Consider the following 15639-nt stretch of genomic DNA (forward strand, 5'->3'; position numbering starts at 1 on the left):
CCAGGCCACTCAGATGCAACAGGTGGCGATTGCTGCGCGCGAGCTGGGCCAGGCACGCGCCTTCGCACCGGCCTCGGTGGCGAATGTGGCGGTGGGATTCGATCTGCTCGGCTATCCCATCGATGGCGTCGGCGACACCGTCACCGTGCGGCGTATCGAGGCGCCGCTGGTGCGCATCGCCGCCATCCGCGGTACCACCGTGGCCCTGCCGCTGGATGCCGCGCGCAACACCGCGGGTGCGGCCTTGATGTCATTGCGCGCGGCGCTGGCGCTGCCGTTCGGCTTCGAGATCGAGATCGACAAAGGCATTGCGCTGAGTTCGGGCATGGGCGGTTCGGCAGCGTCCTGCGTGGCGGCGTTGGTTGCCGCCAACGCGCTGCTGGATGCGCCGCTGAGGAACGAGCAGCTGTATCAGCACGCCCTCGATGGCGAGGCGGTGGCCAGCGGCAGCCGCCATGGCGACAACCTGGGCCCGCTGTTTCTAGGCGGCCTGGTGTTGTGCACGCTGGAGCGTCTGGTGCCGATCAACGTGCCGGCGGCGTGGCACAGCCTGCTGGTGCATCCGGACGCGGTGCTGGAAACGCGGCGCGCGCGCGAAGCCCTGGCCGGCGACTATCAGCTGCGCGAGTTCGTCGCCCAAAGCACCAACCTGGCCCTGGTGCTGGCCGGTTGCCATGCCGGTGATGCCGATTTGGTGCGTGCGGGCCTGCGCGATGTGCTGATCGAACCACGCCGCGCGCCGTTGATCGCCGGCTTTGCCGCTGCCAAGCAGGCCGCGCTGGACCATGATGCCCTGGGTGCCAGCATTTCCGGCGCCGGCCCCAGCGTGTTTGCCTGGTTTGCATCGCGCGCGGCCGCCGACGCTGCCGCCGCAGCAGTGAAGGCCGCCTTCGCAGGGGTTGGCCTGGACAGCCAGCACTGGGTATCCCCGATCGCCAGTCCGGCCGCGCGGTTGCTCGCATGAGCCATCGCGCGCATGTCGTTGTCGATCGATTGCCCGCGCACGGCAGGCAGGCCGTGCAGCGCGCAAGGCACGCGTCAACCGACCACGACCTCGCTGATCTGCATCACCGGCGCCAGATCGGTGTAGTTGGCGATATCGGCGAGAATCTCCTCGGCGTGCGGCCCGAAGCCGGCGTTGAAGGCCTCCACCGAGTCGCAGAAAATGTGGCACATGCCGATGTAGGCCGGCGGGCTGCCCGGCTCGCCGCCGCTGATGCCCTTGTCCACGGTGTAGCGCAGGCAGGCTGCGCCCATCCGCGCGCTCACCAGCGGCATATGCGCGTCGCGGTAGTAGGCATGGTCGAAGCGGGCGCCTTCGCGGTACGGGTACATCACGCTGACCTTGATCATCTGCCGGCTCCACTGGAAGGTGCGCGCAGCATAGCGCCGCGCCGCTCCTGCCGGGCGCCCCTGCGGCGCAGCGCGGCCATGCCGCAGTGTCCGGTCTTTTCATTCACGGGCCACGCCCCGTCTTCGCCTTGTCTGGAGTCGTCATCATGAACTTCCTCTCCACCCGTGGCGGCGCACCCGCCGCAAGCCTGAGCCAGGCGATTGCCGCCGGCCTGGCGCCCGATGGCGGCCTGTACGTGCCGCAGGCCCTGCCACCGGTACGCACGCTGACGGCAGGCGCCACGCTGGCCGACACCGCCGCCACGTTGCTGCAGCCATTCTTCGACGGCGATGCATTGGCGCCAGAGCTGCCGGCCATCTGTGCCGAAGCGTTCGACTTCCCGGCGCCGTTGGTGGCCCTGGGCACGCCCGGCGATTACGCGCTTGAGCTGTTCCATGGCCCGACCGCCGCGTTCAAGGACTTCGGTGCGCGCTTTCTTGCGGCCTGCCTGACTCGCCTGCGGCGTGCCCAAGGCCGGCCGCTCACCATCCTGGTCGCCACTTCCGGCGACACCGGCGCTGCGGTGGCGGCGGCCTTCCATCGCCAGCCGGGCCTGCGCGTGGTGGTGCTGTATCCGGATGGCCGCGTGTCGCCGCGCCAAGCGCATCAGCTGGGCTGCTTCGGCGACAACATCCAGGCCTTGCGCGTGGCCGGCACGTTCGACGATTGCCAGGCGATGGTCAAGCAGGCCCTGAACGATGCAGATCTGCAGGCGCAGCTACCGCTGAGTTCGGCCAACAGCATCAGCCTGGGCCGTTTGCTGCCGCAGATGAGCTATTACGCGCATGCCGCCCTGCAGCACCATGCCGGCACAGGTGCCGCGCTGAACCTGGTGGTGCCCACCGGCAACCTGGGCAACGGGTTGGCGGCGATCCTGGCGCGTGCGCTCGGCGTGCCGCTGGGCCGTATCGCGCTGGCCTCCAATGCCAATCATGTAGTGCCGGATTATTTTGCCGGCGACGATTACGCGCCGCAGCCCAGCGTGGCGACGCTGGCCAATGCGATGGACGTGGGCGCGCCAAGCAACTTCGAACGGCTGCGCTGGCTCTACGACGGCGACGATGCCGCGTTGCGCGAGGCATTCCGTGCGCTTTCGGTGGACGATGCGGCAATCCGCCAGACCGTGCAGCAGCGCTTTGCCCGCTATGGCGAAGTGCATTGCCCGCATACCGCCACCGCCGTGCATGTGCTGGAGCAGCTGCGCGCGGAAGGGGCCGAAGGCGGCACCGGCGACTGGGCGGTGGCGGCCACAGCGCATCCGGCCAAGTTCGAAGGCGTGGTCGAGCCCCTGATCGGGCGCGAGGTGGCCGTGCCGCCGGCGCTGGCCGCGCTGCTGCAGCGTCCCGCGCATGCCGAAACGCTGGCGCCGGACTATGCCGCGTTCCGGCAGCGCCTGCTCGCGGATGCGGCCTGACCGAACGTGTTCAGGGTATTGGGGTTGGAAAGTGCCGCCCATGGGGCTATTTCTAGCGGGTGCGGCGCCAGCGTGGCGCCGCGTCCGATGTGGGTTGGTGCATGTCTTATCGAGTGATCGCCGTTGCCGCCGCGTTGTGCGGGTGGACAGCGGCTGGAGCGGCCAGCGCGGCCGATGCCATGTCTGCCTCGCCGTTGCCGGCGCTGGGCTCACCGCGTATCGGTCTGGTCGATGCATTGGCGCGGCAGGCGCCATCGCTGGATCGCCAGGTGCTGGCGCTGGCGACCGAAGCCTTGCAATGCGCGCGGCAGCGCCAGCAGGTGGGCACCGAGCGCGTGCTCAGCGTCATCGACTACAGCCGGCCGTCGACCGAGCGCCGGCTATGGGTGTTCGATCTGCAGCGGCAGCGGCTGCTGTTTCAGGAATGGGTGGCGCACGGGCGCAATACCGGCAACAACCTGGCGGCGAAGTTCTCCAATGACGACGGCAGTTTCCAGTCCAGCCTGGGCGCGTTCACCGCGCAGGAGTCGTATACCGGCCACAACGGCTATTCGTTACGGCTCAAGGGCCTGGAGCCCGGGTTCAACGACCATGCGCGCGACCGCGCGATCGTGATCCATGGTGCGCCCTATGTCAGCGAGGCGGTGATCCGCACGCAGGGCCGGCTCGGCCGCAGCCTGGGCTGCCCGGCGGTGCGTCCGGCGGTGGCCAGGCAATTGATCGATACCTTGCGTGAAGGCGCCTTCGTGTTCGCCTACTACCCGGACCGGGCCTGGCTGCGGCAATCGCGGCTGCTGGGCGGCGGATGTGGTGCGTCGGTGGCAAGTGCGAATGCGGGCGGGCGCTGAGGCGTTCCGGCTTGCCAGCTGTTAAGTCTCAGACGGTATCGCCGGCGAGGCTGCGCAGCGCCGCGTAATCCAGGATCTGCACCAGATGCAGCTGCGGCAGCGCGATCAACTGCTGTTGCCTGAGTTTGGTGAAGGTGCGGCTGACCGTTTCCACGGTCAGCCCGAGATGGTCGGCGATATCGCTACGGCTCATCGGCAGCGCGACGGTGTCGCCGCTGGCGCCGGGCTGGGTGGAGCGGGCCGCCAGGCGCAGCAGGAAGTGCGCCAGCCGTTCGCTGGGTTGCAGGCGCGCCAGCAGCAGGCCGGTGTCCTGTGCGGCGGCCAGTTCCATGCTGGCGCGCTGCAGCAGCTTGCGTTCCAGCTGCGGATAGCGCTCGCGCAACTGGCGCATCTGTGCCATCGGGGTGCGGCAGACCCGGCTGTCGATGATGGCTTCGATGTCGTGGCGGTGCTGCGGCGTTTCGGTCAGGCCGACATAGTCGCCCGGCAGCACGAAGCCGGTGACCTGGCGGCGGCCGTCGGCCAGCGTGCGCACCATGCGCAGCGCGCCGGAAGTCAGCGTATAGACGTGCTGGCGGATGTCGCCGGCGCGCACCAGGGTGCTGCCGGGCGCATAGGACTGGGCGCTGGTGGCCTGGTCGAGCGCGTCCATTTCCTGCGGCGACAGCGCCGCGCAGATGGCCCGGCCGCGGACCGCACACAGCGCGCAGTCGGAACCGCGCGCATCGCTGCGCCCGGCTGCGCTGGGCGCCGGGCAGGTCGTGCTGGGGTCTGAAAGCTGCCGGTACATGAGTCACGCACTGCTGGAACGCAGGTGAATGATACGCCATGCGGTCAGCGCGGCCGCCCAGCCGTTAGAATTGCGCGTTCGCCACATTGCCCTGCAGGAGTTTCGCTCGTGATCAAGCCCCGTACGCCGCCCGGCATCATGGAATTGCTGCCGCGCGAGCAGATCGCGTTCCAGCGCATGCTGGACGTCATCCGCCGCAACTACGAGCGGTTCGGGTTCCTGCCGGTCGAAACTCCGGTATTCGAGCTGTCCGATGTGTTGCTGACCAAGTCCGGTGGCGAGACCGAGCGCCAGGTGTATTTCGTGCAGTCCACCGGTGCGCTGGCCAATGCCGCCGCCGCGGCGGACGAAGGTGGCGAGGGTGGCTTGCCCGAGCTGGCGCTGCGCTTCGACCTCACTGTGCCGCTGGCGCGCTACGTGGCCGAGCACGAGCACGACCTGAGCTTCCCGTTCCGCCGCTACCAGATGCAGCGCGTGTATCGCGGCGAGCGTGCCCAGCGCGGGCGTTTCCGCGAGTTCTACCAGTGCGACATCGACGTGATCGGCAAGGATGCGTTGAGCATCCGCTACGACGCCGAGGTGCTGGCGGTGATCCACGCGGTGTTCGCCGAGCTGGGCATCGGCGCGTTCAAGGTGCAGCTGAACAACCGCAAGCTGTTGCGCGGCTTCTTCGAAAGCCTGGGCGTGGCCGAGGGCGAGCTGCAGCTGGCGGTGTTGCGCGAGGTCGACAAGATCGACAAGCGCGGCGCCGACTACGTGCGCGACACGCTGGTGGGCGAAGGCTTCGGCATCGCCGCCGAGCAGGTCGACAGGATCCTGGCCTTCGTGGCGGTGCGCTCGAACGGGCATGCCGATGCGCTGGCGCAGCTGCAGGCGCTGGAGGCCTCGGTCGCTGCCAGCGCGACCCTGGGCGAGGGCATCGCCGAGCTGCGCGAAGTGCTGGAGCTGGTCAAGGCACTGGGCGTGCCGGAGAGCGCGTACTGCCTGAACTTCTCGATCGCGCGCGGGCTGGACTACTACACCGGCACCGTCTACGAAACCACGCTGACCGACCACCCGCAGATCGGCTCGATCTGCTCGGGCGGCCGCTATGAAAGCCTGGCCAGCCACTACACCAAGTCCAGGTTGCCCGGCGTGGGCATCTCGATCGGCCTGACCCGCCTGTTCTGGCAGCTGCGCGAGGCCGGCCTGATCCAGGGCATCGCCGAGAGCAGCGTGCACGCGATGGTGGCGCTGATGGACGAGTCGCGGCTGGACGACGCGCTGGATATCGCGCGCCGGCTGCGCATCGGCGGCATCAATACCGAAGTGCAGATGGAGCCGAAGAAGATCGGCAAGCAGTTCCAGTACGCCGCGCGCGCAGGCATCCGCTTCGTGGTGCTGGCCGGCGACGACGAGCTGGCGCGCGGGGTGGTGGCGGTCAAGGACCTGGTGCGCGAGCAGCAGTTCGAGGTGGCCCGCGACGAGTTGGCCAGCACCTTGCTGGTGGAACTGGAGCAGGCCAGGGCGATGCTGGTGGCCGGGGGCGTCGACGGCGATTGACGTCGCCGGAAGCGGTGAGGGGGCGCCGCCTGGTCGGTCACGGCAGCAGCGGCGCCGGGTGCATCCCGATGCACGGACAGGCCCATCGACGCCTCGGTGTCGGTGGGTTTGTCGTTTCTGACTCGCCGCACCGACCGGAATGTCCCTGAACGCTTTGCCCGCGGCGCTTGTCCTATGGCCTGCGTTTGCGTTAATGTGCTAACACGCTATTACATTAACGCAATGAAACAACGACCCGCCCCCCGCGAAAGTGCCGATGCCGCCGCTTCCCTCAAGATGCTGGCCGATGCCCTGGCCTGCCTGAAGGAGCCTGGGGCGGTCGAGGCCTTCCTGCGCGATCTGTGCACGCCCGCCGAGCTGGAGGCCATGTCGGATCGCTGGCGGGTGGTGCCGTTGCTGATCAAGGGCGTGCCGTATCGCGAAATCCACGAACTGACCCAGGTCAGCGTGACCACCATCGGGCGCGTTGCGCGCACCCTGGAACATGGTGCCGGCGGCTATGCCGAGGCCCTGCGCGAGCAATCCTCGCGCCCTGTCGAATCCCACTGAGAGAACAAGATGAGTGCTTCCACGGCAGCACCGGCACGTGACCGGTTGCGTATCGCCATCCAGAAGAGCGGCCGCCTGGCCGAACCGGCGCGCAGCCTGCTGGCGGCCTGCGGGCTGAGCTGGCGGCAGAGCCGCGACAAGCTGTTCTGCTACGGCGAATCGCTGCCGGTGGACCTGCTGCTGGTGCGCGACGACGACATCCCCGGCCTGATCGCCGATGGCGTCTGCGACCTGGGCATCGTCGGCCAGAACGAACTCGAGGAGCAGGCATCCGAGCGCCGCCGCAATGGCCTGCCGGCCGCGTATCACGCGGTGCGCGGGGTCGGTTTCGGCCAGTGCCGGCTGATGCTGGCGGTGCCGGAAGAGTGGGACTGGCAGGGCGTGGCGCAACTGGCCGGCAAGCGGATCGCCACCAGCTACCCGTCAATCCTGGCCGACTGGCTGGAGCGCCAGGGCATCGACGCGGCGGTGGTGGAATTGTCCGGCTCGGTGGAGATCGCCCCGCGCCTGGGCACCGCCGATCTGATCTGCGACCTGGTTTCCAGCGGCGCCACCCTGGCCGCCAACCAGCTCAAGCCGGTGGAACTGGTGATGGAAAGCGAAGCGGTGCTGGCCGGTGCGGTGCGCGAGCCGGCCGACGCGCGCGCAGCATTGCTGGCGATGCTGCTGCGGCGCATGGACGGCGTGCTCAAGCTGCGCGACAGCAAGCTGCTGATGTTCCGCGCCGAGCAGGACGCCGTGGATGCGCTGCGCCGCCTGTTGCCCGATGCCGAGCCGCTGGTGCAGCTGCCCGACGACGGCAACGGCGCACTGCGGCTGCAGACCATGTGCCATGGCGCGGTGACCTGGCAGCGGCTGGAAGAACTCGAACGCGCAGGTGCGCAATGTCTGATGGTGTTGACGGTGGAGCGCTCGCTGGCATGAATATTCTCGATTGGTCGCAACTGGACACCGCTGCGCGGACCCAGGCATTGACCCGCCCGGTGCAGACCGTGGCCACGCAGACGCGCGAGGCGGTCGCCGCATTGATTGCCGATGTACGCACGCGTGGCGATGTCGCGCTGCGCGAGATCACCGCGCGTTTCGATGGCGTGGCACTGGACAGCTTCGCCGTGAGCGATGCCGAATTTGCCGCCGCCGAAGCGGCGGTGGCGCCGGAACTGCGCCAGGCCATGCAGGACGCGGTGGCGCGCATCGACACCTTCCACCGCGCGGGCATGAGCGAAGGCTATGCAGTGGAGACCGCGCCTGGCGTGGTCTGCGAAAAGATCGTGCGGCCGATCGGCCGGGTCGGCCTGTACGTGCCGGCCGGCAGTGCGCCGTTGCCGTCGACTGCGTTGATGCTCGGGGTTCCCGCGCGTCTGGCCGGCTGCCGCGAGGTGGTGCTGTGCACGCCGCCGCGCAAGGACGGCAGCGTGGATCCGGCGGTGCTGGCCGCCGCGCAACTGACCGGCGTGCGCCGTGTGTTCAAGCTCGGCGGTGCGCAGGCGATTGCGGCAATGGCGTACGGCACCGATTCGGTTCCGGGTTGCGACAAGTTGTTCGGCCCGGGCAACAGCTTCGTCACCGAGGCCAAGCAGCAGGTGGCGCAGTCCGGCGCGGCGGCGATCGACATGCCGGCCGGCCCGTCCGAAGTGCTGGTGATCGCCGATGCCGGCGCGCAGCCGGCCTTCGTTGCCGCCGATCTGCTCTCGCAGGCAGAACACGGCCCGGATTCGCAGGTGCTGCTGTTGTCCGACAGCGATGCGCTGATCGCGGCGGTGCAGGTGGAACTTGATGCCCAGCTGGCGCAACTCTCCCGCGCCGGGATCGCGCGCCAGGCGCTGGCGCAATCGCGCCTGATCAAGGTGCAGGCGCTGGAAGAAGCGTTTGCGATCAGCAATCGCTATGCACCGGAGCACCTGATCCTCGCGCTGCGCGAGCCGCGTGCGTGGCTGGGCCAGGTCGAAGCGGCCGGCTCGGTGTTTCTGGGCGATTACACGCCCGAAGCGCTGGGCGATTACTGCAGCGGCACCAACCACGTGCTGCCGACCAGCGGTGCGGCGCGCGCCTATAGCGGCGTAAGCGTGGCCAGCTTCCAGAACATGGTCAGCGTGCAGGCCGCCAGCAAGGCCGGCATCGACGGCATCGGCGCATGCGCGCTGATCCTGGCGCGCGCCGAGGGCCTGGATGCGCACGCCAATGCAGTGGCATTGCGCATGGGAGTGGCAGCATGAGTACGCTATCGATTCTGGAACTGGTGCGCGAAGACCTGCGTGCCTTCGCCGGCTACTCGTCGGCGCGCACCAGCGCGTTGCAGGGCGATGTGTGGCTCAACGCCAACGAGTCGGCCTGGGGCAATCCTGCCGATCCCGACGGCAGCACGCGGCGCTACCCGGACCCGCAGCCCAAGGGTCTGCGCGCTGCATTGGCGGGGCTGTACGGCTGTACGCCCGAGCAGCTGTTGATCGGCCGTGGCAGCGACGAGGCAATCGATCTGCTGGTGCGCGGTCTGTGCGTGCCCGGGCGCGATGCGGTGGTGGTGACCCCGCCGGTGTTCGGCATGTACGCGGTGTGCGCACGCCTGCAGAACGCACCCCTGGTCGAGGTGCCGCTGGTGGATGGACCGCAAGGTTTCCACGCGGATATTCCGGCGATCGTCGAAGCAGCGCTGAGCTCGCAGGCCAAGCTGGTGTTCCTGTGCTCGCCGTCCAACCCGGCCGGCTCGGCGATTGCCCTGGACGAGATCGAAACCGCCTTGCAGGCCCTGCGGGGCAGGGCGCTGGTGGTGGTTGACGAAGCCTATGGCGAGTTCTCCGACATAGCCTCGGCAGTGAGCCTGCTTGCGCGCTACGACAATCTGGCGGTGTTGCGCACGTTGTCCAAGGCACATGCGCTGGCAGCGGCACGCATCGGCAGCCTGATCGCCAACGCCGAGTTGATCGCCTTGTTGCGGCGCTGCCAGGCGCCATACCCGGTGCCGACGCCGTGCGCGGCAATGGCCGAACAGGCCTTGTCCGCGCCGGCGCTGGAGGTCACGCGCCGGCGCATCGCCGAGGTGCGCAGCGAGCGCACACGCGTGCATACCGCACTCGAGCAGCTGGCCGGCGTGCGTCAGGTGTATCCCTCGCAGGGCAACTTTCTGCTGGTGCGTTTCGACGATGCCGAAGCGGCATTCCAGGCGCTGCTGGAGGCCGGCGTGGTGGTGCGCGATCAACGCGCGGTACCGCAGCTGTCCGATGCCCTGCGCATCACCCTGGGCACGCCCGAACAGAACGCGCGCGTGCTGAGCGCGCTGCAACGCACGCAGGAGGCCGCCGCATGACCCCGATTCTCTTCGTCGACCGCGACGGCACGCTGATCACCGAGCCGGCTGATTACCAGATCGACGCCTACGAAAAACTGCGCCTGGTCGACAACGTGATTCCGGCAATGCTGAAGTTGCGCGACGCCGGCTACCAATTCGTCATCGTCAGCAACCAGGACGGGCTGGGCAGCGAGAGCTATCCGCGGGCGTCCTTCGATGGCCCGAACAACCTGATGCTGCAGATCTTCGCCAGCCAGGGCATCGTGTTCCGCGAGGTGTTGATCGACTGCAGCTGGCCGGCCGACAACGCGCCCACGCGCAAACCCGGTGTCGGCCTGATGGTGCCTTACCTGCAGGACCGCACGATCGATTGGGCACGCTCGGCGATGGTGGGCGACCGCATCACCGACATCCAGTTCGCGCAGAACCTCAATATCCGCGGTTTCCAGCTGCGCACTGACGCGTTCGGCGGTGAGTGGGACTGGCCTGGCATCGCACACGAGCTGGCCGATGCGCCACGGCGTGCGGTGGTCCAGCGCAACACCAAGGAAACCCGGATCCGCGTCGAACTGGATCTGGATCGCGTGGCCGAACCGAAGACCGCCACCGGCCTGCCGTTCTTCGACCATATGCTGGAACAGATCGGCAAGCACGGCGGCTTTGCGCTGGATATCCGCGCCGAGGGCGATCTGCATATCGACGAGCACCACACCATCGAAGACACCGGTCTGGCATTGGGCCAAGCCTTGCGCGAAGCGCTGGGCGACAAGCGCGGCATCGGCCGTTACGGCTTCGACCCCGACGACAGCCCGTGGCGTGTGGCCGGCGATACCACCCAGCATGGCTTCACGTTGCCGATGGACGAGACCATCGCCAGCGCCGCGCTGGACTTCAGCGGCCGGCCGTACTTCGTGTTCGAAGGCCAGTTCAAGCGTGAGCGCGTGGGCGACATGCCGACCGAACTGGTCCCGCATTTTTTCCGCTCGATCTGCGATGCCTCCGGCCTGAACCTGCACCTGAGCGTGCGCGGCGAGAACGATCACCACAAGGTCGAGGCCTGCTTCAAGGCCCTGGCGCGTGCCCTGCGTCAGGCGATCCGCCGCGAAGGCACCGCGCTGCCAACCACCAAGGGTGCGCTATGACCGATGTCGCGTTGATCGATGCCGGCGGGGCCAACCTGGGCTCGGTGCGCTACGCATTGGAACGGCTGGGCGTGGAAGCGCGCCTGGTACGCGATGCAGCAGGGTTGCAGGGCGCGCAGCGGGTGATCCTGCCTGGCGTCGGCGCCGCGCCCGAGGCGATGTCGCGCCTGCGCGCACAGGGCCTGGTCGAGCCGTTGCGGCAGTTGCAGGTGCCGTTGATCGGCATCTGCCTGGGGATGCAGTTGCTGTTCGAACATTCCGAAGAAGGCGATGTCGATTGCCTGGGCGTGCTGCCGGGCATCGTGCGGCACATGACGCCCGCACTCGGCATACGCGTGCCGCATATGGGTTGGAATCAGCTGGTGCCGATGCGCGACTCCGCGTTGCTGGCCGGTTTGCCGGAGCGCGCCAGTGCCTATTTCGTGCATGGGTATGCCGCGCCGGTGACGGCCGACACCGTGGCCGCCTGCGACCACGGCGGTCTGTTCACCGCAGTGGTGCAGCACGGCCTGCGCTGCGGCGCGCAGTTCCACCCCGAGCGTTCGGCCGAGACCGGTGCACGCATCCTGCGCAATTTTCTTGAGATGAGCTTCCCATGAGTTTCACCGTTTACCCGGCGCTGGATATCCGCAACGGCCGCGTGGTGCGCCTGCTGCAAGGCGACTACGCACGCGAGACGCAGTACGGCGACGATGTGCTGCCACGCGCGCAGGCGTTTGCCGATGCCGGCGCGCAGTGGATGCATCTGGTCGATCTGGATGCGGCAAAGGCCGGCGGTTATACGCTGGCCAGCACGCTCGGCGAGATCGCCCGTGCCACCGGCTTGCAGGTGCAGACCGGCGGTGGCGTGCGCTCACGCGAGGACGTGGCGCGCATCCTCGATGCCGGCGCCGCGCGCGTGGTGATCGGCTCGTTGGCGGTGCGCCAGGCCGATACCGTCATCGCCTGGCTGCAGGAATTCGGCGCCGATCGGCTGACCATCGCGCTGGACACGCGCCAGGACGCCGACGGTGTGTGGCAGTTGCCGGTGCATGGCTGGACCGAAGCGGCCGAGGCCACGCTGGATCAGCTGGCCGTGCGTTACGCGCAGGCCGGCCTGCAGCATCTGCTGTGCACCGACATCGCGCGCGACGGCATGTTGTCTGGCCCGAACATGCAGCTGTACGCGCACCTGCGCACGCTGGCGCCGCAGTTGCAGGTGCAGGTGTCCGGTGGCGCGCGCAACCTGGCCGATGTCGTTGCCGCCAAGGCTGCCGGCTGCGCCGGCATCGTGCTCGGCAAGGCCTTGCTGGAAGGGCATCTGGCGTTAAAGGAGGCACTGGCATGCTGAGCCGCCGCATCATTCCCTGCCTGGACGTGCGCGACGGACGCGTAGTCAAGGGCGTCAAGTTCCGCGACCACATCGACATGGGCGACATCGTCGAACTGGCGCTGCGCTACCGCGCGCAAGGTGCCGACGAGCTGGTGTTCTACGACATCGGTGCCAGCCCGGAAGGGCGATCGGTCGATTACACCTGGGTCGAGCGGGTGGCGCGGCTGATAGATATCCCGTTCTGCGTGGCCGGCGGCATCGGCAATGTGGACACCGCGCGCGCGGTGCTGCATGCCGGTGCCGACAAGATTTCGATCAACTCGCCGGCGCTCGGCAGGCCGCAGCTGATCTCCGAGCTCGCAGACGCCTTCGGCGTGCAATGCGTGGTGGTCGGCATTGACTCGATCCGCGAGGACGATGGGCAGTGGCGCGTGCGCCGCTACACCGGCGATCCGAGCAAGACCCAGGCCCTGCCGATGCGTACGCTGGACTGGGTGGCCGAAGCGCAGCGCCTGGGCGCCGGCGAGATCGTGCTCAACTGCATGGACAACGACGGCGTGCGGCGCGGCTACGACATCGCGCAGCTGCGCCAGGTGCGTGCGCTGTGCCACGTGCCGTTGATTGCCTCCGGCGGTGCCGGCGACATGCAGCATTTTGCCGACGTGTTCGACCAGGCTGATGTCGATGGCGCACTGGCGGCAAGCGTGTTCCACAGTGGCGCGATTCCGATCCCGGAACTCAAGCAATTCCTGCGCGCGCAACAGATCGAGGTACGTGATGGGCAGTAACGAGACGGCAGCGGGCGACGCGCTCGCCGCGCTGGACTGGAGCAAGGGCGATGGCTTGTTGCCGGTGGTCGTGCAGGACGCCGACAACCTGCGCGTGCTGATGCTGGGCTATATGAACGCCGAAGCGCTGGCGGTCACGCAGCAACGCGGCGAAGTCACCTTTTTCAGCCGCAGCAAGCAGCGCCTGTGGACCAAGGGCGAGAGCTCGGGCAACGTGTTGAAGGTGGTGTCGATCCAGACCGATTGCGATGCCGACACGCTGCTGGTGCAGGCGCGCCCGCATGGGCCGACCTGCCATCTTGGCCGCACCAGCTGTTTCCCCACCGCGCCCGGCCAGTTCCTCGGCAGCCTGGATGCCTTGATCGCCACGCGCGAGCAGGAGCGCCCGCACGGCAGCTACACCACCAGGCTGTTCGAGCAGGGCATCCGCCGCATCGCGCAGAAGGTGGGCGAGGAAGGCGTGGAAACCGCGCTGGCCGGCGTGGTGCAGGGCGATGCCGAGTTGCTCGGCGAGTCGGCCGACCTGCTTTATCACCTGATCGTGCTGTTGCGCGCGCGCGGCCTGGGCCTGGGCGATGCGGTGGCACTGCTGGAGTCGCGCCACCAATAGCATCACCCCGTAGGAGCGCACCCGGGCGCGACGGAGCGTTACCGATAACGCCCGTCGCGCCCGGGTGCGCTCCTACGATGAGGGGGGGGCGTGATGTGCGCTCGGCCATGGCAGGTACAATTTCCGCTGGTCTTTCCGCGGGAAAACGCATGCAGCTTCGCTTCGCTCTGTTGGCCCTGGGTTTGCTCGCGGGGAGCGCGTACGCACGCGATGCCGTGGTCGATGGCATCGTCTACGAAGAGCGCGACGGGCGTGCCGGACGCAGCGCCGACGAGCCGGGCATCAGCGACGTGACCGTCTCCAACGGCGAGCAGCTGGTGCGCACCGACGCGCAAGGCCGCTACCGCCTGCCGGTACGCGACGGGCAGACGGTGTTCGTGATCAAGCCAGGCGACCGCAGCTTTGTGCCAAGCGCGGACGGACTGCCGGGTTTCTGGCGGCACTACGCACCCACGGGATCGGCCAAGCGCAAGTACCCAGGCATCGCCGCCACCGGGCGCAACACCCGGCACTGGGATTTCGCGCTGACCCCGCGCGCCAGCGCCGGCAAGGATGGGTTCCAGATGCTGGTGTTCGCCGACAGCCAGACCGCCAGCCTGACCGACGTGGGGTATTACCAGCGCGATATCGTCGCGCCGATCGTCGGCAAGACCCCGGCCCGGCTGGGCACCACGCTGGGCGATATCGTCAGCGACGATCTGAGCCTGTACCCGGCCCTGAACAAGGCCACCACCCAGCTGGGCGTGCCGTGGTTCCATGTGCCGGGCAATCACGATCTCAACTTCGACGCGGGCGGCGATGCGCAGTCGCTGGACAGCTGGCGTGCCGTCTACGGCCCGGACACTTACGCGGTGGAAGAGGCCAACGCCAGCTTCGTGTTCCTGGACGATGTGATCTATACGCCAGGCGGCAAACCGGCCTATGTCGGCGGCCTGCGCGAGGACCAGTTCGCGTTCCTGCAGGCCTATCTGGCGCAGCTGCCGCGCGAGCGGCTGCTGGTGCTGGGCATGCATATTCCGTTGTTCGACGCAGCGCCGGGGCAGGAGACCTTCCGGCATGCCGATCGCCGCCGCCTGTTCGCCCTGTTGAAGGATTTCCCGCATGTGCTGGTGCTGAGCGCACACAGCCATACCCAGCGACAGGTCGATCACGGCGCCGACGAAGGTTGGCAGGGCGCCCGCCCGCTGCACGAATACAACGTCGGCGCGGCCTGCGGTGCGTTCTGGTCCGGTGCCAAGGACGCCGCGGGCATTCCCGACGCGACGATGAGCGACGGCACGCCGAACGGTTACGCGGTGCTGCAGGTGGCGCCCGGCGGCGACTACACGCTGGCCTATCACGTCGCGCGTTCGGTCGATGATGCGCAACTGCTGCTGCACGCGCCCAAGGTGCTGCGCCAGGGCGCGTATGCGGCCTGGGGGATCTACGCCAATGTGTTCATGGGCCGGGACGACACCCTCGTCGAGATGCGCATCGACAATGGCGCATGGCAGCCGATGAAGCGGGTGGAGCGTGCCGATCCGCGGCTGCTGGCAGAGAACGTGCGCGACGATGCGGCCGAGCAGTTGCGCGGCTACGACCGCTCGCCCGAGGCCACGCCGTCCACGCACCTGTGGCGTGGCGCATTGCCGACCACGCTGGAGCTGGGCGAACACACCGTGGACGTGCGCGCGTCGCTGCCGACCGGGCAGTACAGCGCACGCACGGTATATCGCCTGCAGCGCGCCGATCCTTGAGGGGCTGTGCGGGGTGCGGGTGTGTGTGGAGAGCCCTTCGCGCATGAATGCGCTCCTACGGGAGCGTTGTGGATGGATGCGCGGCTGAATCCTGGGGGGCAGAAACACAAACGCCTCCACGAGGGAGGCGTTCTGGGATCCGGGCTGGCAGGCGATGGCGCGCTGGCGGGGATCGATGCTGGCTGGCGTGCGCTGGCTGGCCGGGCGAGTGTAGCGAGGCTGTGCAAGC

The 15639-nt window shown here is 68.3% G+C and carries 16 protein-coding genes; 14 read left to right on the forward strand and 2 right to left on the reverse strand.

Going from position 1 to position 15639, the window contains the following annotated elements; translation table 11 throughout:
* Positions 1-13 precede the first annotated feature (13 nt).
* Positions 14-964, forward strand: a complete 951-nt coding sequence (locus tag EO141_RS21075) for a homoserine kinase (RefSeq protein ID WP_115677104.1) — start codon at positions 14-16, stop codon at positions 962-964.
* 74 nt (positions 965-1038) lie between these two features.
* On the opposite strand, the gene EO141_RS21080 is transcribed toward EO141_RS21075, so the two are convergent.
* Positions 1039-1353 (reverse strand): EthD family reductase, encoded by a 315-nt coding sequence (locus EO141_RS21080; RefSeq protein ID WP_127170213.1) that lies wholly within the window; start codon positions 1351-1353, stop codon positions 1039-1041.
* A gap of 143 nt (positions 1354-1496) precedes the next feature.
* Between EO141_RS21080 and thrC the strand changes: the two genes are divergently transcribed.
* Entirely contained in the window at positions 1497-2807 is a 1311-nt protein-coding gene (gene thrC, locus EO141_RS21085) for a threonine synthase (RefSeq protein WP_206514846.1), read from the forward strand.
* 101 nt (positions 2808-2908) lie between these two features.
* Positions 2909-3655, forward strand: coding sequence for a murein L,D-transpeptidase catalytic domain family protein (locus tag EO141_RS21090; RefSeq protein WP_127170215.1), 747 nt, complete (start codon positions 2909-2911; stop codon positions 3653-3655).
* A gap of 28 nt (positions 3656-3683) precedes the next feature.
* On the opposite strand, the gene EO141_RS21095 is transcribed toward EO141_RS21090, so the two are convergent.
* Positions 3684-4307, reverse strand: a complete 624-nt coding sequence (locus EO141_RS21095; protein ID WP_080591401.1) for a helix-turn-helix domain-containing protein — start codon at positions 4305-4307, stop codon at positions 3684-3686.
* 246 nt (positions 4308-4553) lie between these two features.
* On the opposite strand from EO141_RS21095, the gene hisS reads away from it, so the two are divergent.
* The 11 genes from hisS (at position 4554) to EO141_RS21150 (ending at position 15410) form a co-directional block, all read left to right on the forward strand.
* Complete coding sequence (gene hisS, locus EO141_RS21100) at positions 4554-5987, forward strand: histidine--tRNA ligase (protein WP_127170216.1); 1434 nt, start codon at positions 4554-4556, stop codon at positions 5985-5987.
* Positions 5988-6209: 222 nt separating this feature from the next.
* A complete protein-coding gene (locus EO141_RS21105) occupies positions 6210-6536 on the forward strand; it encodes a YerC/YecD family TrpR-related protein (RefSeq protein WP_039521339.1) in 327 nt (108 codons plus the stop codon).
* A 9-nt stretch (positions 6537-6545) separates the two neighbouring features.
* Complete coding sequence (gene hisG / locus EO141_RS21110; protein WP_127170217.1) at positions 6546-7460, forward strand: ATP phosphoribosyltransferase; 915 nt, start codon at positions 6546-6548, stop codon at positions 7458-7460.
* Complete coding sequence (hisD, locus tag EO141_RS21115) at positions 7457-8752, forward strand: histidinol dehydrogenase (protein WP_119132066.1); 1296 nt, start codon at positions 7457-7459, stop codon at positions 8750-8752. The genes hisG and hisD overlap by 4 nt, the downstream gene beginning before the upstream one ends.
* On the forward strand, positions 8749-9840 hold the full coding sequence (gene hisC, locus EO141_RS21120) for a histidinol-phosphate transaminase (protein ID WP_127170218.1): 1092 nt from the start codon (positions 8749-8751) through the stop codon (positions 9838-9840). The genes hisD and hisC overlap by 4 nt, the downstream gene beginning before the upstream one ends.
* Complete coding sequence (hisB, locus tag EO141_RS21125) at positions 9837-10964, forward strand: bifunctional histidinol-phosphatase/imidazoleglycerol-phosphate dehydratase HisB (RefSeq protein ID WP_127170219.1); 1128 nt, start codon at positions 9837-9839, stop codon at positions 10962-10964. Before hisC ends, hisB begins: the two co-directional genes overlap by 4 nt.
* A complete protein-coding gene (hisH, locus tag EO141_RS21130; RefSeq protein ID WP_104648626.1) occupies positions 10961-11563 on the forward strand; it encodes an imidazole glycerol phosphate synthase subunit HisH in 603 nt (200 codons plus the stop codon). The genes hisB and hisH overlap by 4 nt, the downstream gene beginning before the upstream one ends.
* Positions 11560-12294 carry a 1-(5-phosphoribosyl)-5-[(5-phosphoribosylamino)methylideneamino]imidazole-4-carboxamide isomerase gene (hisA, locus tag EO141_RS21135; protein ID WP_126971783.1) on the forward strand — a complete coding sequence of 245 codons (735 nt, stop codon included), beginning with the start codon at positions 11560-11562 and terminating at the stop codon, positions 12292-12294. Before hisH ends, hisA begins: the two co-directional genes overlap by 4 nt.
* Positions 12288-13064: an imidazole glycerol phosphate synthase subunit HisF gene (hisF, locus tag EO141_RS21140; RefSeq protein WP_127170220.1), complete on the forward strand. Its 777-nt coding sequence runs from the start codon at positions 12288-12290 to the stop codon at positions 13062-13064. Before hisA ends, hisF begins: the two co-directional genes overlap by 7 nt.
* The gene (gene hisIE / locus EO141_RS21145) at positions 13054-13674 is read left to right on the forward strand and encodes a bifunctional phosphoribosyl-AMP cyclohydrolase/phosphoribosyl-ATP diphosphatase HisIE (protein ID WP_127170221.1); all 621 of its coding nucleotides are present in this window, start codon (positions 13054-13056) and stop codon (positions 13672-13674) included. The genes hisF and hisIE overlap by 11 nt, the downstream gene beginning before the upstream one ends.
* 149 nt (positions 13675-13823) lie before the next feature.
* The gene (locus EO141_RS21150) at positions 13824-15410 is read left to right on the forward strand and encodes a calcineurin-like phosphoesterase C-terminal domain-containing protein (RefSeq protein ID WP_127170222.1); all 1587 of its coding nucleotides are present in this window, start codon (positions 13824-13826) and stop codon (positions 15408-15410) included.
* The last annotated feature ends 229 nt before the right edge of the window (positions 15411-15639 follow it).

The organism is Xanthomonas sp. BRIP62415, from assembly GCF_003993515.1.
Lineage (GTDB): Bacteria > Pseudomonadota > Gammaproteobacteria > Xanthomonadales > Xanthomonadaceae > Xanthomonas > Xanthomonas euroxanthea.